Annotated in this window: 16 protein-coding genes; 11 read left to right on the forward strand and 5 right to left on the reverse strand. The window is 69.4% G+C overall.

The window, feature by feature from the left end:
* Positions 1 to 57 precede the first annotated feature (57 nt).
* Positions 58 to 684: a transglycosylase family protein gene (locus tag AB0H36_RS06960; protein WP_360517815.1), complete on the forward strand. Its 627-nt coding sequence runs from the start codon at positions 58 to 60 to the stop codon at positions 682 to 684.
* A 201-nt stretch (positions 685 to 885) separates the two neighbouring features.
* On the opposite strand, the gene AB0H36_RS06965 is transcribed toward AB0H36_RS06960, so the two are convergent.
* The 3 genes from AB0H36_RS06965 to AB0H36_RS06975 are packed head-to-tail and all read right to left on the reverse strand — an operon-like array spanning position 886 to position 2,775.
* Complete coding sequence (locus AB0H36_RS06965) at positions 886 to 1,536, reverse strand: hypothetical protein (RefSeq protein ID WP_360517818.1); 651 nt, start codon at positions 1,534 to 1,536, stop codon at positions 886 to 888.
* A 5-nt stretch (positions 1,537 to 1,541) separates the two neighbouring features.
* The gene (locus tag AB0H36_RS06970) at positions 1,542 to 2,183 is read right to left on the reverse strand and encodes a Pr6Pr family membrane protein (RefSeq protein WP_360517820.1); all 642 of its coding nucleotides are present in this window, start codon (positions 2,181 to 2,183) and stop codon (positions 1,542 to 1,544) included.
* 40 nt (positions 2,184 to 2,223) lie between these two features.
* Positions 2,224 to 2,775: a 2TM domain-containing protein gene (locus AB0H36_RS06975; RefSeq protein WP_360517822.1), complete on the reverse strand. Its 552-nt coding sequence runs from the start codon at positions 2,773 to 2,775 to the stop codon at positions 2,224 to 2,226.
* Positions 2,776 to 2,853: 78 nt separating this feature from the next.
* Here AB0H36_RS06975 and AB0H36_RS06980 point away from each other — a divergent pair, with 78 nt between their 5' ends.
* From AB0H36_RS06980 to AB0H36_RS06990, 3 genes are all read left to right on the forward strand, one after another.
* Positions 2,854 to 3,453 carry a TetR family transcriptional regulator C-terminal domain-containing protein gene (locus tag AB0H36_RS06980; RefSeq protein WP_360517825.1) on the forward strand — a complete coding sequence of 200 codons (600 nt, stop codon included), beginning with the start codon at positions 2,854 to 2,856 and terminating at the stop codon, positions 3,451 to 3,453.
* Between the two features lie 81 nt (positions 3,454 to 3,534).
* Positions 3,535 to 4,047 (forward strand): AAA family ATPase, encoded by a 513-nt coding sequence (locus AB0H36_RS06985; protein WP_360517828.1) that lies wholly within the window; start codon positions 3,535 to 3,537, stop codon positions 4,045 to 4,047.
* Positions 4,048 to 4,082: 35 nt separating this feature from the next.
* A complete protein-coding gene (locus tag AB0H36_RS06990) occupies positions 4,083 to 6,176 on the forward strand; it encodes a molybdopterin-dependent oxidoreductase (RefSeq protein WP_360517831.1) in 2,094 nt (697 codons plus the stop codon).
* Here the strand turns inward: AB0H36_RS06990 and AB0H36_RS06995 are convergent.
* The gene (locus AB0H36_RS06995) at positions 6,173 to 7,186 is read right to left on the reverse strand and encodes a LacI family DNA-binding transcriptional regulator (RefSeq protein WP_360517834.1); all 1,014 of its coding nucleotides are present in this window, start codon (positions 7,184 to 7,186) and stop codon (positions 6,173 to 6,175) included. The genes AB0H36_RS06990 and AB0H36_RS06995 overlap by 4 nt on opposite strands.
* 276 nt (positions 7,187 to 7,462) lie before the next feature.
* On the opposite strand from AB0H36_RS06995, the gene AB0H36_RS07000 reads away from it, so the two are divergent.
* The 7 genes from AB0H36_RS07000 (at position 7,463) to AB0H36_RS07030 (ending at position 15,471) form a co-directional block, all read left to right on the forward strand.
* The gene (locus AB0H36_RS07000) at positions 7,463 to 8,212 is read left to right on the forward strand and encodes a sugar phosphate isomerase/epimerase (protein ID WP_360517837.1); all 750 of its coding nucleotides are present in this window, start codon (positions 7,463 to 7,465) and stop codon (positions 8,210 to 8,212) included.
* Between the two features lie 76 nt (positions 8,213 to 8,288).
* Positions 8,289 to 9,386 carry a Gfo/Idh/MocA family oxidoreductase gene (locus AB0H36_RS07005; protein WP_360517840.1) on the forward strand — a complete coding sequence of 366 codons (1,098 nt, stop codon included), beginning with the start codon at positions 8,289 to 8,291 and terminating at the stop codon, positions 9,384 to 9,386.
* The gene (locus tag AB0H36_RS07010) at positions 9,383 to 9,991 is read left to right on the forward strand and encodes an SGNH/GDSL hydrolase family protein (RefSeq protein ID WP_360517843.1); all 609 of its coding nucleotides are present in this window, start codon (positions 9,383 to 9,385) and stop codon (positions 9,989 to 9,991) included. Before AB0H36_RS07005 ends, AB0H36_RS07010 begins: the two co-directional genes overlap by 4 nt.
* A 51-nt stretch (positions 9,992 to 10,042) precedes the next feature.
* Entirely contained in the window at positions 10,043 to 12,472 is a 2,430-nt protein-coding gene (locus AB0H36_RS07015) for a glycoside hydrolase family 2 protein (RefSeq protein ID WP_360517846.1), read from the forward strand.
* Between the two features lie 22 nt (positions 12,473 to 12,494).
* Positions 12,495 to 13,847 (forward strand): APC family permease, encoded by a 1,353-nt coding sequence (locus AB0H36_RS07020; RefSeq protein ID WP_360517849.1) that lies wholly within the window; start codon positions 12,495 to 12,497, stop codon positions 13,845 to 13,847.
* On the forward strand, positions 13,844 to 14,245 hold the full coding sequence (locus AB0H36_RS07025) for a hypothetical protein (protein ID WP_360517852.1): 402 nt from the start codon (positions 13,844 to 13,846) through the stop codon (positions 14,243 to 14,245). Before AB0H36_RS07020 ends, AB0H36_RS07025 begins: the two co-directional genes overlap by 4 nt.
* Entirely contained in the window at positions 14,245 to 15,471 is a 1,227-nt protein-coding gene (locus AB0H36_RS07030) for a glutathionylspermidine synthase family protein (protein WP_360517855.1), read from the forward strand. Before AB0H36_RS07025 ends, AB0H36_RS07030 begins: the two co-directional genes overlap by 1 nt.
* Here AB0H36_RS07030 and AB0H36_RS07035 read toward each other — a convergent pair whose 3' ends face one another.
* The gene (locus tag AB0H36_RS07035) at positions 15,472 to 16,932 is read right to left on the reverse strand and encodes an NAD-dependent succinate-semialdehyde dehydrogenase (RefSeq protein ID WP_360517857.1); all 1,461 of its coding nucleotides are present in this window, start codon (positions 16,930 to 16,932) and stop codon (positions 15,472 to 15,474) included.
* Positions 16,933 to 16,936: the final 4 nt, after the last annotated feature.

A 16,936-nucleotide genomic window follows, 5' to 3' on the forward strand; every position in this document is an offset into this window, starting at 1 on the left:
TGCACGGGGGGCCTGGTGAGTTCCACCATGCCCAAGCTCACGAGGAGCGCACTTCTGATGTCCAAGGCACGACATGCGCGCCCCCGGCGAACTACTCGCCGGGTGGCCCGAACCCTCTCCATTGCCGGTCTCGGGGCCGGTATCACCGCCGCCGGCGCGGGCGCGGCGTTCGCGACCGACTACACGGTCAAGTCCGGCGACACCCTCTCCGAGATCGCCGAGGCCAACGGCGCCGACTGGCGTGAGCTTGCCCGGATCAACAACCTCGAGGATCCGGACCTGATCCTGATCGGTCAGACCCTGAAGCTGGACGGTGTGGAGAAGGCCACCGCTCCGCGCAAGGTGACGGCGAAGAAGACCGAGACCAAGAAGGTCCGCAAGACCGAGCGCAAGACCGAGCGCAAGGCGCGCACCAGCCGCTCCGAGGACCGGTCCTCGTCGAGTGTGAGCATGAGTGCCGCGTGGCGCAAGGTCGCCGAGTGTGAGTCCGGCGGCAACCCGCGCGCGGTGAACCCGGCCGGTTACTACGGGCTCTTCCAGTTCGACCTGCAGACGTGGCGCAGCGTCGGCGGCTCCGGCAACCCGGCGAAGGCGTCGGCGGCCGAGCAACTGATGCGCGCGAAGAAGCTGTACGCCCAGCGCGGCGCCCAGCCGTGGCCGGTCTGCGGCCGCTACCTCCGCTGAAACTGAAACCCTCCAACCGGCAGGGCGTCCCCTGACACGCCCTCCTACCGGTAGGGGCGGGCGGCAGACCGTCCTCCCGCCCGCCCGACCGGTCCCTGGACGCCACCACACGTCGACAGCTGGCGTTTGGCGCCTCCCACCCCGCGTGACGGGTGAGTGGCGCACTCACCCGTGACCACGCCGGGTGGGAGGCACCAGACGTCAGCTGCGCGTCAGCACGAGCATCTCGTTGGCGCCGGCCTGAAACTCGTAGGGGACCTTGCGGATCTCCCACGTGATGTTGTCCAAGGCATCCAACAGCTCAGGCAGGAAGTTCACGGGTGCGCCGGTTCCCTGGAGGACCAGGGGAAAGATGCGGACCTCGGAGTTGGCCACGCGGACGAGTTCGCGAAGGGCGGCCAGGTGCCAGTCGCGGTCGAACTTGTCGGCCCAGGTGAAGAGCAGGTGCGAGCACAGGACCAGCTCGAACCGCCTGTCTCCGAAGGGCAGATCGGGAAGCTCGGCGGGGATGTAGCGGTGCGGCGCGGTGGCGACGTCCTGCAGGAAGCGGTCGGCTGCGTCGATACGGAGCTCGTCGCGTCGTTCCGGTGATCCGTACCAGTGCCAGACGAAGCTTCCCGCGTGCTCGTCGACAATCCCCGACGCAGCCGGAAGGCTCTTGCGCACGGTGTCGACGAGCTCGGCGGGCGCCAGCTCGTAGACCGGGTCGGCGGCGATCGCGTCGACGCCGCGGGCTGCGGCCTCGGCGGTGAAGCTCGCACCGCCCGCGCAGCAGTCGAGAATCGATTCGGGCAGTACGGACAGGTCGAACATCGCTTCGTACTCGGCGTACGAGCGAGAGGTCACCAGCACAGCTCTTACCTTTCGACGGTCGTCTTCCGGTGCAGCCGGCGGTCGAGCGCGGTGGCGCCCGCCGCCAGAGCCAGGAACAGTACCGCGACCAGCAGACAGTTCAGCAGTACCCGCGCGTACCCGTGCTCAGCGACGTCGACGAACGGGTACGGATAGAACCCGACGAACTCGCCACGGATCAGCGTGAACGCGAGCCACAGCAGCGGATACACGATGGACCAGGCAACGATTTGTGGATCGGTCCGCCCACGCGGCCCGAACAGCAACCACCCCAGTACGCCGACCACCGGCGAGGCCGTGTGCAGCAGGAAGTTCGCCACCTCGGCCCACCCGGACAGGTCGTCCAGCCCGGCCAGGACCAGGTGGTAGACGATCCCGGTGACGGCGATGCAGAGCACGCCGTTCAACCGCAAGGTCTTGAACAGCGTGCTCTCCGGTCGGTCCGGCCACAACGCCAGCACCAGCGTCGTCCCACCGAGCAGCAGGTTCGACTGGATGGTGAAGTACGCGAACACGTTGAACACGCGCTCGGGGTTGTCCGGGAAGAAGCCCGCGTTCCCGTTCGCCGTGACGAAGAGCTGTACGACGATCCCGCAGGCCACCACCAGTGCGGTGACCCCAGCCCACACCCGTCCACCCGTAGTCATGAACGCAATGTACGACGACCGGGCCGGGCGACCGGGGATGTCAGACGGACTGCTTCTCCCGCGGCGTCTCCTCCTCGGAACCCGCACCGTCGAACGAGTAGCTGAACGACACGACGGCGTCGATGACCAGCACGATCGTCCAGGTCCACGCCGGGCCGAGCGCGGCGTCGTACCCGCGACCGGACAGCAGGCCGAGGCCGACCATGATGCCCACGCCCACGCCGTACGCGAGCAGGTGGCGGTACCAGCCGGCACGCTCGCGACGGGCGCGCTCCGACTTCGGCGGCTTGACCGGGCGCGGCGCGCCGGCGAAGTAGTGCGCGGCCCACTTGTCCGCCCACTTCAGCGTCTGGTGGCCGAAGCCGACGCTGACACCGATGAAGATCGCGGCCAGTGAGTGCTTGAATGACGGCTCACCACCGCGCTGGATGTCGATCACGCCGGCGACCAGCATCACCACGTCGACCAGCGGCACCCCGGCGAGCAGGACCATGCCTGCCCAGGGCAGCCGGAACAGATAACGCGTCACCATGCCGGCGGCCAGCAGCACCCAGAAGCCGACTTCACACGCGGCGATCACAGCGAGCAGCACAGTGGTCACCCTCCCGAGACGTTTTCAGTACGACTGTGTCAGAACAAAACAGTAACACAATTGTGCTAAAAAGGTCGGATGCCGAAGATCGTCGACCACGACGCCCGTCGCGAGGAGATCGCCGAGGCGCTCTGGCGGGTGGTCCGCCGGGACGGAATCCGGGCCGCCTCGGTCCGGACCATCGCCGCCGAAGCCGGCTGGTCCGCCGGCGCCGTCCGCTACTACTTCCCGGACCAGGCCGGCCTGCTCAGCTTCGCCATGGACCTGGTCTCCCGCCGGGTGACCGAGCGGGTCAGCGCACTGCAGCCGAAGGGCGACGCTCCCACCGCCGTACTGCGCTATCTCGAGGAGGTCATCCCGCTCGACGCCGAGCGGCGCTCCGAGTTCGACATCTGGATGTCGTTCATGGCGCAGGCCCAGGCCGAATCCGGCGCCGGCGGCCTGCGCGCGCACGTCGACAAGGTGCAGGACGGGCTGCGCGAGTTGTGCGAGACGCTGCTCCAGGCGCTGGCCAAGGAAGGGGGGCTCCGCGCGGGCACCGATCTCCGCCGGGAAATCGAGCGTTTGCATGCTCTGATCGACGGCCTCGCCCTGCACGCGGCGATCCAGCCCGACCGCACCACACCGGCCCGGGTCCGGCAGCTCCTGCGTCATCACCTGGACGGCCTGCTGGCCTGAAAGCCCTTGCACCTGAGGGTTTTCGGACAAGAATTGCCGCGACCGGACCAAAACCTTGCCCCGCGTGGCACGATCACCCGCATGGAGTCCGAGGGGGTGATCGTCGTCAGTGGAATCACGGCGGCGGGGAAATCGACGGTCTCGCAGTTACTGGCCGAGAGATTCCAGTACGGCGTGCATCTCCGGGGTGACGTCTTCCGCCGGATGATCGTGAGCGGACAGGCCTCGATGGCCGACGACAGCAAGGAGGCGCAGCGCCAGCTGCAGCTCCGCTACCGGCTCGCCTGCCAGGCCGCCGACGGGTACGCCGGCGCCGGCTTCACCGTGGTCCTCCAGGACGTCGTGATCGGCGAGCTGCTGCGCGAGTTCCTGGACGGCATCCAGACCCGGCCGCGCTACCTCGTCGTACTGACGCCGCGCCCGGAGGTGATCTCGAGCCGGCTCGGCGGGGCGCACCACCTGGTCGACGAGCTCGACTACGAGCTGCACGCGTTCAGCCCGCGCCGCGGGCTCTGGCTGGACAACTCCGACCTGTCCGCCGGCGAGACCGTCGACGCCATCCTCGGCCGGCTGGACGAGGCACGCTTCGACTGATGACCGGATAGGCTACCGAGGGGTAGTTTGAGTGGATGGCGACCACAGTACGGCGGACCTCCTGCAACCTGTGTGAAGCGATCTGCGGTGTGCTCGTGACGGTCGAGGACGGCCGGGTCACCGACATCCGCGGTGACGAGTCGGACCCGCTCTCCCGCGGTCACATCTGCCCGAAGGCGGTCGCACTGCGCGACCTCCAGGACGACCCCGACCGGCTGACGACACCGGTACGGCGGACCCCGGACGGCTGGCAGGAACTCGGCTGGGACGCGGCGTACGACCTGGTGGTCGGCCGGCTGACCGAGATCCAGCGGGAGCACGGCAAGAACGCGGTCGGTGTCTACCTCGGCAACCCGAACGTGCACAGCCTCGGCGCGCTGACCCACATGCCGACGATGGTGAAGCAGCTCCGGACCCGGAACCGGTTCAGCGCCACCTCGATCGACCAGCTGCCGCACATGCTCGCGTCGTACCTGCTCTACGGGCACCAGTTGATGGTCGCGGTCCCGGACATCGACCGGACGTCGTACCTGCTGATGCTCGGCGCGAACCCGCTCGCGTCCAACGGCAGCATGATGACCGCGCCCGGTTTCCACCGGCGGCTCAAGGACCTGCAGAAGCGCGGCGGCAAGGTCGTCGTGCTCGATCCGCGGCGGACCGAGACCGCCGCGGTCGCCGACGAGCACCACTTCGTCCGGCCCGGGACGGACGCGGCCTTCCTGCTCGCGCTCATCCACCAGGTGATCGCGGACGGCCACGCGCGGCCGGCGTCGTACGTCGACGGATTCGACGCGGTCGAGGCAGCGGTCGAGCCGTGGACGCCGGAGCGCGCGGCCGGGATCACCGGGATCGAGGCGGATGTGATCCGGCGGATCGCTCACGAGTTCGCGACCGCCGACCGGGCCGCCTGCTACGGGCGGGTCGGGGTCTCGACGCAGCAGTTCGGCGCGGTCTGCCAGTGGGCGATCCAGGTGCTGAACATCATCACCGGCAACCTCGACCGGCCCGGCGGGACGATGTTCCCGCGACCGGCCGTGAACCCGCTGCTCGGCCTCGGCCGCGGACACATGGGCGTGTGGAAGAGCCGGGTCCGCGGGCTGCCCGAGTTCGGCGGTGAGCTGCCGGTGTCGACGATGGCCGAGGAGATCCTGACACCGGGCGACGGCCGGATCCGGGCGATGGTGACGGTCGCCGGGAACCCGGTGCTGTCCACGCCGAACGGCCGCCGGCTCGACGAGGCCCTGGAGTCGCTGGACTTCATGGTCGCCATCGATCCGTACATCAACGAGACGACCCGGCACGCGGACGTGATCCTGCCGCCTGCGCCGCCGCTCGAGCGTGACCACTACGACGTGATCTTCCACCAACTCGCCGTACGGAACACGGCCCGCTGGAACGACGCCGTACTGCCGAAGCCGCCGCAGGCCCGGCACGACTGGGAGATCTTCCGCGACCTCGGGCTGCGGCTGCTGAGCCGGGCGCCGATGAGCCGGCGGAAAGTGATGGCGTCGGCACGACTGCGGTTGACGCCGCGGCGGATCGTCGACCTCGGACTGCGGATCGGGCCGTACCGGTTGTCGTTGGGCAAGCTGCGGAAGTCGCCGGGCGGGATCGACCTCGGACCGCTCCAGCCCGCACTGCCGGGGGCGCTCCACCACAAGTCGAAGCGGATCGACCTCGCCCAGCGGATGATCCTGGACGACCTGCCCCGGCTCGAGGCATTGGCCACCGGCAATGACGGCGAGCTGCTGCTGATCGGCCGCCGGCACCTGCGCAACAACAACTCGTGGATGCACAACTCGGCCCGGCTGGTGAAGGGCAAGCCGCGGCACCAGCTGCTGATGAACCCGGACGACCTGGCCAAGCGTGACCTCGCCGACGGCCAGCTGGTCAACGTGAGCTCGGCGGCCGGAACCGTCGCGGTAGAGGTTGCCGCGAGCAACGACATGATGCCGGGCGTGGTCAGCCTGCCGCACGGGTTCGGGCACGGCCGGCCGGGGGTCCAGCTGTCGGTCGCGAACCAGGTCGCCGGACCGAGCATCAACGACGTGACCGACACCGAGCTCACCGACACCGTGGCCGGCACCGCCGCGGTGAACGGCGTACCGGTGACCGTGACCGCCTGCTAGCGGGGCGGCGGTCCGGAGCTGTCGCGGACGATCAGGAGCGGGGTCGAGTACAGGTGTGCCTGTGGTCGCGCGCCGTCGAGCAGGTCGAGGAGGCGCTGGGCAACCTCGGCGCCGTACCCGACGATGTTCTGGCTCATCGCGGTCAGTGTCGGATGCGTGTGCCGGCACAGCGTCGAGTCGTCCCAGGCGACCAGCGTGACGTCGTACGGCGACCGCAGTCCGAGCTCCTGGACGACGGCCAGGCCGGCCACCGCCATCAGGTCGTTGTCGTAGACGATCGCGGTCGGCCGGATGCCGGCGGTCATCAGCGCACGGGTCGCCGCGGCCCCCTCCTCGGCGGAGAAGTCGGTGTGCACCACCTCGACGTCCAGGCTCAGCCGACGACTCGCGGCGGCGAACGCCTGGTCCCGGATCCAGACGTGGCCGTGTTCCGGCGTACCGGCGACGCGGGCGACCCGGCGGTGCCCGAGGGAGGCGACGTGCTCGACCGCGGCGGTCATCGCCGACGTCCCGTCGGTCCAGACGCACGCCATCCCGTCGGCGATGGAAGGGTCGCCGACCAGCACGGCCGGCAGGCCGAGCCTGCGCAGCAACGGGATCCGCGGGTCGTCGACCCGCAGGTCCACCACGATCACGCCGTCGACCCGGCGCTCCGCGGCCCACTTCCGGTACGTCGCCAGCTCCTCGGGCAGACTCGCCACGACCTGGAGGGCCAGCGCGTACGACTTGCGGGCCAGCACGGACTCCACGCCGCCGACGAAGCCCATGTAGAACGGTTCCTCACTCAACGTCTTCGCGGTCCTGGCGAGAACGAGCCCGAACGTCTCGCTGCGCGCCGCGGAGAGCTGCCGGGCGGCCCGGTTGGGCACCCACTCCAGCTCCTCGGCGACCTTCAGGACCCGTGCGCGGGTGGCCTCGGAGACCCCCGGCTGGTTGTTCAGCGCGTACGACACCGCACCTTTGGAGACGCCTGCCCGACGGGCGATCTCCGTGATGGTGACTCGGGCCACGACGGCCTCCTGAACTAGGGCGGCCGGACCGCTGACGGTCGATCCGGAATCCTTCAGTGTGCACCCGATCTCTACGCGTTGTCATGAGCCAAGCGCGGAGAGTAATGCTTTGATCAAATCCCGAAACCCGGTGGTGACCGCCCAGTGGTTGGGCTCAGGGTGGTGTGGAGCGGCGCCGGTGGGATACGGTTGCCGTCGTTACTTAACCGGTTCGGCAATCAAGTTCGGCGTGACGTCCAGGGCAGCGGGCGAAGCGCCGGGCGACGAGGAGAAACCATGGTCGCAGTGGACAACCTGTCCCTCCAGTTGTACACGGTCCGGGGGAAGCTCGAGGAGGACTTCGACGCCACCCTGGCCCGGATCGCGGAGATCGGCTACACCAAGGTCGAGCCCTTCGGTGTCACCGCCTTCGCGGACCGCCTGGCCGAGTCGCTGCCCAAGTACGGCCTGTCGGCGCCCACCACGCACGCCGGCCTGCTGCGCGAGGACAGCGCACCGATCTACGCCGCCGCCAAGCGGCTGGGCATCAGCACCGTCATCGACCCGTTCGTCGACCCGGCCCGCTGGCAGGCCGCCGACGACATCAAGGCCACCGCGGAGGCGCTGAACAAGGCCGCCGCCGAGGCCGCGGACCACGGCATCACGGTCGGGTACCACAACCACCACTTCGAGCTCGAGTCCAAGGTCGACGGCGTGCACGCGCTGGAGATCCTGGTCGACAACCTGTCCGACGAGGTGATCCTCGAGGTGGACACCTACTGGGCCGCCGTCGGCGGCGCCGACGTACCGCCGCTGCTCCGCAAGTTCGGCGACCGGGTCACGGCGATCCACGTCAAGGACGGCGACGGCACGCTGGACAACAAGGCCCAGGTGGCGGTCGGCGACGGCACCATCGCGGTCGCGGACATCCTGGCCGCGGCGCCGAACGCGCTCCGGGTGGTCGAGCTCGACGACTTCAGCGGCGAGATCCTCGACGCCGTCGAGGGCAGCTACAAGTTCCTCACCGGAGAGGGCGCACCGGCATGAACGAGCGAAGCGAGTTCATCATCGAGCACAGCCTGCTTTGCGCCTCATCGGCGCCCGGAGCGAAGCGAGGACGTCGATGAGCTTTGTCGGCGTAGGGGTGATCGGCGCCGGGGTCATTTCCGACGCCTACATCAAGAGCATGCAGAGCTTCCCCGACCTGAAGGTCGTCGCCGTCGGCGACCTTCGGCCGGAGGCGGCCAAGGAGAAGGCGGAGCAGTACGGCATCGAGACCCACGGGGGTCCCGAGGCGGTGCTGAGCCACCCGGACGTGGAGATCGTGGTCAACCTGACCATCCCGATCGCGCACGTCGAGGTCGCGCTGGCAGCGGTTGCCGCCGGCAAGCACGTGTGGAGCGAGAAGCCGTTCTCGCTGGACCAGGACAGCGGCCTCAAGCTGCTGTCGACCGCCAAGGACGCGGGCCTGCGGCTGGGCTGCGCACCCGACACCATCCTGGGTCCGGGCCTGCAGGAGTCCCGCCGGATCATCGAGCGCGGTGAGATCGGCACGCCGCTGACCGCGCTCACCCTCATGCAGTCCCCCGGCCCGGAGTCCTGGCACCCGAACCCGGCGTTCCTGTTCCAGGAGGGCGCGGGCCCGCTGTGGGACATCGGCCCGTACTACCTGACCACGCTGGTCCAGCTGTTCGGGCCGGTCGCGGCGGTGGCCGGGCTCGCCTCGAAGTCGCGGGAGAAGCGCACCATCGGATCGGGTCCGCTGGCGGGCACCGACTTCGACGTGACCGTGCCGACGCATGTCAGCGCGATCGCGCGGTTCGAGTCGGGGCAGTCGTCGCAGAGCATCTTCAGCTTCGACTCGCCGCTGTCGCGGGGCGGGTTCGTCGAGATCACCGGCTCCGAGGCGACGCTCGCCGTACCGGACCCGAACCGGTTCGACGGGGAGATCAAGATCCGTCGCCGGGGCGCCGAGGACTGGGAGACCGTCGCGAACACCGAGGCGTCGGCCGAGCGCGGCACCGGCGTGCTGGACATGGCGCGGGCCATCCGGGAGAACCGGCCGCACCGGGCCACCGGCGCGCTGGCGTTCCACATCGTCGACGTGATGGCCTCGATCACCGAGTCGATCGAGTCCGGCGCGTTCGTCGACGTGACCAGCACGGTCGAGGTCGCGGACATCCTGCCCGCCGACTGGGACGTCCACGCGGCCACCCTGTGACCTCACTGCTACTGGATCCCCGGCGGACCGTCGTGTTCGCCGGGGACTCCGTCACCGACTGCGGTCGCCGTACCGATCCCGAAGGCCTCGGCAACGGGTACGTGCGCGACCTGTACGACGATCTCGCGGGACGACGGCCGCGGATCGTGAACGCGGGGACCAGCGGGAACCGGGCCGTCGACCTGGTGGCCCGCTGGTCCACCGACGTCCTCGCGCACGAGCCGTCGCTGGTCTCGATCCTGATCGGGATCAACGACACCTGGCGGCGGTACGACGAGGACGACCCGACCACGGCCGAGTCGTTCGAGGCGTCGTACCGGGCGTTGCTGGATCCGCTCACGTGTCCCGTCGTACTGGTCGAGCCGTTCCTGCTGCCGGTGAAGGCCGGGCAGGACGGCTGGCGGGAGGATCTCGACCCCAAACTCGAGGTCGTCCGCAAGCTCGCGGTCGAGTACGGCGCGATCCTGGTGCCGGCCGACGTCGAGCTGAACCGGATGGCGGCCGGTGCGGGCGCGGCCGCGCTGGCGGACGACGGCGTCCATCCGACGGCCGCGGGACATCGGGCGATCGCCGACCTGTGGCGACGCGTCGTACTGGAAGACTGACACCGCGCGCCGCTGTGCGCCAACTAAACCGGTTCACTTTGGAGAGCTCCTGTGACATCAGTGAATGCAGTCCCGCTGACCACCGAGGGCGGCGCCGTCTGGACGGTGCAGGCGCTCGAAGGAACCCTTGCAGGTAAGGCGATTCCGGCCACGGTCCCGGGTGAGGTGCACACCGACCTGCTCGCGGCCGGCGAGATCCCGGACCCGTTCGACGGCGACAACGAGTCCGCGCTGGCCTGGATCGGGCGGACGAGCTGGAGCTACCGGACCTCGTTCGACTGGGCCGCGGACGGCAACGCCGTACAGGAGCTGGTCGCCGAGGGGCTCGACACGGTCGCGACCGTGACGCTGAACGGGCGGGAGCTCGGCCGGACGGCGAACCAGCACCGGTCGTACCGGTTCGACGTCACCGGCCTATTGGTGGCTGAGGGCAACGAACTCGTGATCGAGTTCGCCGGGCCGGTGACGGCGGCCGAGGAGGTGCAGGCCGGGTACGGGACGTGGCCGCACACGAACCTGCACCCGTACAACGCGTTGCGGAAGATGGCCAGCAACTTCGGCTGGGACTGGGGACCGGATGTCGCGACAGCGGGGATCTGGCGGCCGATCCGGATCGAGTCGTGGTCGGGCGTCCGGATCTCCTCGGTCCGCCCGCTGGCCGGCGTCGAGGGTGACCGGGGTCTCCTGACCACCCACGTGACACTGGCGTGGGCCGACGGAGCCGAGGGCGACGCGACGGTCAGCGTCGAGGTCGACGGCACGAAGCAGTCGGCGACCGTGAAGCCCGGCACCGAGACCGTGGAGCTCGTCGCCACCGTCGATGGCGTGAACCTGTGGTGGCCGCGCGGGCACGGCGGACAGCCGTTGTACGACGTGACGGTCACGGTGGACGAGGACCGCTGGCAGGGCCGGGTCGGGTTCCGGAACGTGTCGCTGAACGTCGACCCGGACAAGGACGGCACGCAGTTCGTGCTGTCGGTTAACGACAAGCCGATCTACGTGCGCGGCGCGAACTGGATCCCCGACGACGCGTTCGTGACCCGGCTGAACCACTCGACGTACCAGACCAGCATCCAGGACGCGGTCGACGCCGGGATGAACCTGCTGCGCGTCTGGGGCGGCGGGATCTACGAGAGCGAAGACTTCTACGACATCTGCGACGAGCAGGGAATCCTGGTGTGGCAGGACTTCCTGTTCGCGTGTGCGGCGTACTCCGAGGACGAGGCGCTGGCCGCCGAGGTCGAGGCCGAGGCGCGGGAGGCGGTCACCCGGCTCAGCCGGCACGCGAGCCTCGCGGTGTGGAACGGCAACAACGAGAACATCTGGGGGTACGTCGAGTGGGGCTGGCGCGTCCCGCTCGCCGGCCGGCCGTGGGGCGCCGGCTACTACTTCGACGTACTGCCGAGGATCGTGGCCGAACTCGACCCGCGGACGCCGTACTCGCACGGCAGCCCGTACTCGTTCGACCAGTTCATCCACCCGAACGACGAGCGGCACGGCACCATGCACATCTGGGACGTGTGGAACCAGGTGGACTACACGACGTACCGCAAATACAAGCCGCGGTTCGTGTCCGAGTTCGGGTTCCAGGGGCCGCCGGCCTGGTCGACGCTGACGTCGGTGGTGCACGACGAGCCGCTGGATCCGTACGGCGAGCAGATGCTCGTGCACCAGAAGGCGTTCGAGGGCAACCTCAAGCTGGAACGCGGACTGGGCCAGCATCTGCCGAAGTGGTCGACCATCGATGACTGGCACTGGACGACGCAGCTCAACCAGGCGCGGGCGATCATCTTCGGGATCGAGCACTTCCGCAGCCTGTACCCGCTGAACACCGGCGCCGTCGTCTGGCAGCTGAACGACAACTGGCCGGTGGTCTCATGGGCAGCTGTCGACGGCCACGGGATCCGGAAGCCGCTGTGGTTTGCGCTGAAGCGGGTGTACGCCGAGCGGTTACTGACGGTGCAGCCGCGGGACAACGAGCTGGTGGTTGCCGCGCACAACGACACGGATGCTGTGTGGTCGACTGAGATCACTGTGACGCGGCGGTCCACCGGGAGCGAGAGCCTCGCGCGCGAGACCTTCGTCCTGGAGGTCGAGCCGCGGTCGGCGACCCTCAGTTCGCTGCCCGAGTCGATCACCAAGCCGTCCGACCCGACACGCGAGTACGTCGAGGTCCGCGGCGCCGACGGCTCGACGGCGTACTGGTACTTCGTCGAGGACACCGCCCTGCGCCTGCAGGGCGAGGCCTACGCGGCCTCGGTCACCGCGACGGACACCGGGTACGACGTCACCGTCACGGCCACCGCGCTGGCCAAGGACCTGGCGCTGTTCCCGGACCGCCTGGACCCGGCCGCACGGGTGGACTCCGGCCTCGTCACCCTGTCGGCGGGCGAGTCGCACACCTTCCACGTCACCGCGTCCGAGGTGCCGAGCAGCGTCGGTGTGCCCGTTCTCCGCTCGGCGAACGACCTGGTGAGCTGAAAGCCGGGCATACTGGCCGACCATGACTCTTCAACGGGAGTCGCGGGGGCGGAGTTTGCGGCGCGACGCGCTGGGCCTGGGGGCGTCGACCGCGATCGGGATTGCCTCGACGGCCCCGGCGTACTCGCTGGCGGTGTCGGTGGGACTACTCGCCGGGTACGTCGGCGTCGCGGCCCCACTGGTGCTGGCGGCGAGCGCGATCCCGGTGATCCTGGTCGCGCTGTGCTTCCGTGAGCTGAACCGGACCGAGCCGGACTGCGGGACGACGTTCCCGTGGACCGAGAAGGCGTTCGGGATCGGCACCGGCCGGATGGTCGGCTGGACCACGGTGATGGCGTGCGTCCTGGTGATGAGCAACCTCGCCCAGGTCGCCGCCGTCTACACCTACGTCCTGCTCGGCCTGGACGATGCCGCCGACTCCCGGCTCGCCCAGGCCGGTCTCGGGACGGCGTTCATCCTGGTGATGGCGTTGCTCGCCTACCGCGGGATCCGGGTCGCGGCGGCCACGCAGTTCGTGCTGCTGACCATCGAGGTCGTCGCGCTGCTGTGGTTCGCGGTCAACGCGTTCCGGGAGGCGGGGTCCGTCGACACCCTCGGCGGCGCGACCGGTGACGGTGCGTGGGCGGCCGGCGTCCTGGTCGCGGTGTTCCTCTACTGGGGCTGGGACTCCTCGTTCAGTGTCAACGAGGAGACCCGCGACCCGAGTCGCATACCGGCCGTCGCCGCGCTGGTCGCGAACGGCTTCCTCGTCGTCCTGTACGTCGTGGTCGCCTGGGCCGCGGTCGCGTACGCCGGCGTGGACCCGCTCGCGGACGTCGCCGACGACGACTTCTTCGCCGTACTGTCGAACGACCTGCTCGGCACGGCCGGCGGGAGACTCCTGGTCGGCGCCGTACTCGTCTCGGCGCTGGCGTCGACCCAGACCACGATCCTGCCGACGGCCCGGACGATGCTGTCGATGGCCCGGCGGGACGCGTTCCCGGGGCACTTCGCCCGGATCTCGGCCCGGTACCAGACGCCGACCGTGGCGACCTGGGCGTTCGCCGGAACCAGCGTGCTCGTCTATGCGTCTCTGGTGCTGACGTCGGACGCCGTCCTGGCCGACTCCGTGGCCACCGTGTCACTGCTGGTGTCGCTGTACTACCTGGCGACAGCGGCCGCCGTACCCGTGTACTTCAGGGGCGCGGTGCGTGAGCGGTTCGTGCAGCGGATGGTCGTGCCGGTGCTGGCCTCGGTGTCGTTCACGGTGATCCTGGTGCTCTCGGTGGTCGACGTGGGCACCGGGCCGCTGGTTGTGCTGGGTGTAACGATGGTGGTCGGAGCGGCAATCATGTTCTCGATGAAGCCTCCGGCCGAGGGGGAGGGCAGGCAGTGACCAGACGGCGGATGCGCAGCGCCCGGGTGACCCTCGGGCTGACGGCGCTCGTGGCCGCGTCACTGACCGGCTGCGCGAGCGACGACGACACCCCGGACTACGCCGCGATCTGTGTGGATCCGCAGTCCCAGGTCCGGACGCAGGACGAGGACTGCAAGGACGAGACCGAGTACCGCGGGTCCGGCAGCGGGTTCTTCTGGTTCTACATGGCCACCAGGGGCAGGGGGTTCGTGCCACCGATCGGCGGCCGCTACGACACTGCGCACGGCACGTACACCATTCCCCGCGGCGGGTCGCCGACGATCAAGCGGGGCGGCCTGGACAAGAGTGGCGGCAACATCGGCACCATCACCCGCGGCGGGTTCGGCAGCTCCGGCAAGGGGAGCTCTGGCGGCTGATGTGGCGGCACGCGATCAAGCCGCGGCCGCGGTGGAAGGACACCGTGATCGAGCAGGGCCTGGTCTTCCCGATGACCGACCTGCCGGACGGCTCCGAGACGCCGTACTGGAACGAGAGCGCGTGGTACGAGGTGACCATGGACGAGGTGCTGCACCTCGAGCGGGTCACCGAGGAGCTGTACGAGATGTGTCGGCACGCGGCGTCGGTGATGGCCTCGGGTGACCGGTTCTCCGACACCCAGCTCGGCCTCGCGCCCGGCACGCTGCCGCTGGTCCGGGAGTCGCTGAAGCGCGACGACCTGTCCGTGTACGCGCGGTTCGACCTGGCCTGGAGCGGGCCGGAGCCGAAGATGCTGGAGATCAACGGCGACACCCCGACCGGGCTGGTCGAGTCCGCGGTGATCCAGTGGAACTGGCTGGAGGACGTGTTCCCGGACGCCGACCAGTGGAACTCGGTGCACGACCGGCTGGTGAAGTGGTGGGCCGAGCACCTCGCGGGCGGCGACTTCCCGGGCAACGAGGCGCACTTCTTCAACTCCGGTGCGGAGACCTCCGGCGAGGAGGCGATGACGGTCGCGTACCTGCGCGACACCGCCGCGATGGCCGGGCTGGCGACGTATGGGCACGAGATCGAGGACGTCGGCTGGGACTCGGCCCGGCGCGCGTTCGTGGACTGGGGCGGGCGGCCGGTCCGGACCGCGTTCAAGCTGTACCCGTGGGAGGACATGCTCGACGACGAGTTCGGCCGCTACGTGCTGGCCGGGCTGGAGCCCGAGCCGGTGCGCTGGATCGAGCCGATCTGGAAGACCATGCTGTCCACCAAGGCGATCCTGCCGGTGCTCTGGGAGCTGTACCCCGACCATCCGAACCTGCTGCCGGCGTACTTCGGTGACCCCGGCGACCTGCTCGAGTGGGTGGCCAAACCGCTGCACGGCCGCGAGGGCGGCAACATCCGGATCCACACCGTCGGCGGCGCCGACGACCACGTCCACGACGGTCCGTACGACACGTCGACGATGGTCTACCAGGAGTGGCACCCGCTGCCGTCGTACGAGGGGAACCGCGCGGTCATCGGCAGCTGGATCGTCGACGGGGTCGCGGCCGGCATGATGGTGCGCGAGTCCGACGGGCCGATCACCGATTACTACGCGCGCTTCGTCCCACACGCGATCGGGACCAGCCCGCGACCCGACCAGGAGACCATCCAGCAGTGGCTGGCGGAGTGATCAGTCGACGTTGATTGCGACGTACTTGATTTCCAGGAACTCTTCGATGCCGGTGGTGCCGCCTTCGCGGCCGAGGCCGGATTGCTTGACGCCGCCGAAGGGGGCGGCGGGGTTGGAGACGATGCCCTGGTTGAGGCCGATCATGCCGGTTTCGAGTTGTTCGGAGACGCGGAGGGCGCGGGTGAGGTCGCTGGTGAACAGGTAGGAGACCAGGCCGTACTCGGTGTCGTTCGCCATCCGGACGGCTTCCTCTTCGGTCTCGAAGGCGGTCAGGGGTGCGACCGGGCCGAAGATCTCCTCCTTCTGCAGGCGCGAGGACTTCGGCACGTCGGCGAGCACGGTGGGCTGGTAGAAGTAGCCGTTGCCTGATGCAACCGATGCGCCCGTGAGCACCCTGGCGCCCTGCTCGACGGCGTCGTCGACCAGGTCCTTCACCTTGTCGCGCTGGGTGGCGTCGATCAGCGGGCCGACGTCGACGCCGTCCTCGGTGCCGCGGCCGACCTTCAGCGCGCCCATCCGCTCGGACAGCCGGCGCGCGAACTCGTCCATCACCGAGGATTGCACGTAGATCCGGTTGGCCGCCGTACAGGCCTCGCCGCCGTTGCGCATCTTGGCGAGCATGGCGCCGTCGACGGCCTTGTCCAGGTCGGCGTCGGCGAACACCAGCAGCGGCGCGTTGCCGCCGAGCTCCATGCTGGTCCGCAGCACCTGCTCGGCGGACTGCTCGATGAGTTTGCGGCCGACCTGGGTGGAGCCGGTGAACGAGAGTTTGCGGGCGCGCCCGTCGCGGATCAGCGGCTCCATCACGCCGCCGGAGTCGCTGGTGGTGATCACGTTGAGCACGCCGGCGGGCAGGCCGGCCTCGGTCATCAGTTCGGCCAGTTTGAGCATCGACAGCGGGGTCTGCGCGGCGGGCTTGATCACCATGGTGCAGCCGGCGGCGACGGCCGGGCCGATCTTGCGGGCACCCATCGCGGCCGGGAAGTTCCATGGTGTGATCAGCAGGCACGGGCCGACCGGCTGCCGCATCACCAGGAAGCGGCCTTTGCCGTTCGGGGCGACCTGGTAGCCGCCGCCGATCCGGACCGCCTCCTCGGCGAACCAGCGGAAGAACTCGGCGGCGTAGGCGATCTCCGCCTTCGACTCGGCGACCGGCTTGCCCATCTCCAGCGTCATCAGCAACGCCAGGTCGTCGGCCTGCTCGGTCATCAGCTCATACGTACGGCGGAGGATCTCGCCACGCTCCCGTGGTGCAGTGGCGGCCCACTCCGCCTGCGCCGCGACGGCGGCGTCCAGGGCGGCCACACCGTCCGCCGGACTCGCATCAGCGACCTCGCACAGCGCCGTACCGGTGGCCGGGTCCTCGACGGCCAGGGTCTTCGCGCCCGTGGCCGCCTGCCACTTGCCTCCGATGAACAGCTCGGTCGGACAGCCTGCAACGACTTCCTGTTCGCTCGTCATGTAC

Origin of the sequence: Kribbella sp. NPDC050820 (genome assembly GCF_040653975.1) — a bacterium.
Lineage (GTDB): Bacteria > Actinomycetota > Actinomycetes > Propionibacteriales > Kribbellaceae > Kribbella.